The sequence below is a fragment of the Mycobacterium sp. genome (assembly GCF_049281135.1).
Lineage (GTDB): Bacteria > Actinomycetota > Actinomycetes > Mycobacteriales > Mycobacteriaceae > Mycobacterium.
This window is the reverse complement of sequence record NZ_JBAPRN010000499.1, coordinates 1-2536: the sequence shown is the minus strand read 5'-3', so window position 1 is coordinate 2536 and position 2536 is coordinate 1. Positions and strand designations below refer to the sequence as shown.

General features: G+C 62.4%; 3 protein-coding genes. All 3 read left to right on the top strand.

All coding sequences use genetic code 11. The features are described 5' to 3' along the window. Positions 1 to 356: sensor histidine kinase (locus tag WAN02_RS19995; RefSeq protein WP_422265967.1), on the top strand; the 356-nt coding region annotated here is incomplete at its 5' end. A 328-nt stretch (positions 357 to 684) separates the two neighbouring features. Further along, complete coding sequence (gene kdpF, locus WAN02_RS19990; RefSeq protein ID WP_422228195.1) at positions 685 to 774, top strand: K(+)-transporting ATPase subunit F; 90 nt, start codon at positions 685 to 687, stop codon at positions 772 to 774. Next, positions 775 to 2445: a potassium-transporting ATPase subunit KdpA gene (gene kdpA, locus WAN02_RS19985; protein ID WP_422265966.1), complete on the top strand. Its 1671-nt coding sequence runs from the start codon at positions 775 to 777 to the stop codon at positions 2443 to 2445. Positions 2446 to 2536 lie beyond the last annotated feature (91 nt).

Here is a 2536-nt window from a genome sequence, read left to right as displayed (position 1 = left end):
GGGTACGCGGCGATCCCGACCGATTGCACCAACTGGTCAGCAATCTGCTGACCAACGGCTGGGTGCACACCCCGGCCGGAGTGACGGTGACGACGGGAATCGCCTGTCATCGCGTCGCAGGCGAGACGCCCTACGCCGAGCTGACGGTAGGCGATGACGGGCCCGACATCGATCCGGAGTTACTCCCACATCTCTTCGATCGATTCGTCCGCGCGAAGGATGCCCCGGACCGCGGCCCCGGTAATGGGCTCGGCCTTGCGATTGTCGACTCGATCGTCAAAGCTCACCGCGGATCGGTCACCGCCGAATCCGCCGGCGGCCAAACCACTTTCCGGGTGCGTCTGCCACTCGCTTAGTAGCCCGCATCACAGCTAACGCAGCAAAGCCAAGCGCGTTAGCACAGTCCAGCTAAGGGTCGAAAAACGCCACTCTCCGCAAACCGAGTCCAGCCGACGGGCTGTAAAGAAAGCGTTAGCGACGGCGCTTTACACACCAGGGGCGCCTAACTTCTTCCCAGGCCTCATCGTTGGGGACTAAATTTGCATGCCGGTATTAAGACACGATCGCCGATCGACCTGACCGGCTTGTGACGAACGGAGAAGCTGTGTCCGTGGTTGCCTACATCCTACTGACGGTGGGAGTGTTCGCCGTCCTTGCCTTTGCGCAAAAGCTGGTCGAAAAGCTATGAGCTACGACAACATCATCGGCCTCGCCCTGTCAGTACTGCTGGCGGTCTATCTCGTCGCGGCCTTGTTCCTTCCGGAAAGGTTTTAGGTGAGCACTTCTGCCGCGGGGATCACATTCCTCGCTTTGCTCGTGCTGGCATTGGTAGCGGTCCACGTACCGCTGGGCGACTACATGTACCGCGTGTACACCTCATCGAAGGACTGGCGAGTCGAGAAGGCCATCTACCGCGTGATCGGGGCCGACCCCAAAGCCCAACAGCCCTGGTACGCCTATGCCCGTAGCGTACTGGCTTTCTCGGCGGTCAGCGTGCTGTTCCTGTTCTTCTTCCAGTTGGTGCAGGGCAAGTTGCCGCTACACCTACACGATCCAGCGACACCGATGACCCCGTCACTGGCCTGGAACACGGCGATCAGCTTCGTAACGAACACCAACTGGCAGGCGTACTCGGGCGAATCGACGGAGGGCCACCTGGTGCAGATGGCCGGATTGGCCGTGCAGAACTTCGTCTCCGCCGCAGTGGGCATAGCCGTCGCGGTAGCGGTGGTTCGCGGTTTCGCCCGGACCAAGACCGAGGATTTAGGCAACTTCTGGGTGGATCTGGTCCGCGGGACGCTGCGCATCCTGCTCCCGCTCTCGTTCATCGCCGCGATCGTGCTGATCGCCGGTGGAATGATCCAGAACTTCCACCTGCACGACCAGGTTGTGACCACGCTGGCCGGCTCTCAGCAGACCATCACCGGAGGACCGGTCGCCAGCCAGGAAGCGATCAAGGAACTCGGCACCAACGGCGGCGGGTTCTACAACGCGAACTCCGCGCACCCGTTTGAGAACCCGACCGCCTGGACCAACTGGCTGGAGATCTACCTGTTGCTGGTGATCAGCTTCTCGCTGCCGCGCACATTCGGCCGCATGGTGGGCAGCAAGAAGCAGGGCTACGCGATCGCCGCGGTGATGGGTGTTCTCGCAGCGATCAGCTGGACGCTCACGATGTGGATGCAGCTGCAGCACCACGGCACGGTGCCGACCGCGGTCGGGGCGGCCATGGAAGGTGTAGAGCAACGCTTCGGTGTTCCCGACTCCTCGGTGTTCGCCGTTTCGACCACGCTGACCTCTTGTGGTGCTGTCGATTCGTTTCACGACTCCTACACGAGCCTCGGCGGCATGATGACGATCTTTAACATGCAGCTAGGTGAGGTGGCGCCCGGCGGCACCGGATCTGGCCTGTACGGCATGCTGGTCCTTGCGGTGATCACGGTGTTCGTCGCCGGGCTGATGGTCGGGCGCACACCGGAGTATCTCGGCAAGAAGATCAACCCCCGCGAAATCAAGCTCGCCGCAAGCTATTTCCTGGTCACCCCGCTCATCGTGCTGATAGGCACGGCCATCGCGATGGCGCTGCCTGGCGAACGCGCGAGCATGCTCAACACTGGACCGCACGGACTGTCGGAGGTGCTGTACGGGTTCACGTCCGCAGCCAACAACAACGGCTCCGCTTTCGCCGGCTTGTCGGCCAACACCACCTGGTACAACACCGCACTGGGCCTGGCGATGGTCATCGCCAGATTCCTGCCGATGATCCTGGTACTCGCGCTGGCAGGGTCCCTCGCCCGCCAGCGTCATACACCGGAATCCCCGGGTACCCTGCCCACCCATCGTCCGCAGTTCATCGGAATGGTCGCCGGCGTCACGGTGATTCTTGTTGCCCTCACATTCCTGCCCATGTGGGCGCTCGGGCCCCTCGCTGAAGGAATTCACTGAAATGCCGACTTCTACGGCTTTGAAAGCTCGTTCCGCCCGTTCATCGGAGCGCCAGCACGGCGGCCACGCGCCGGGCGGTCGGGTTCAGGGC

Excerpts from the sequence above, each read along its gene's own strand:
- kdpF (WP_422228195.1), top strand. The coding sequence starts at position 685 with ATGAGCTACGACAACATCATCGGCCTCGCCCTGTCAGTACTGCTGGCG.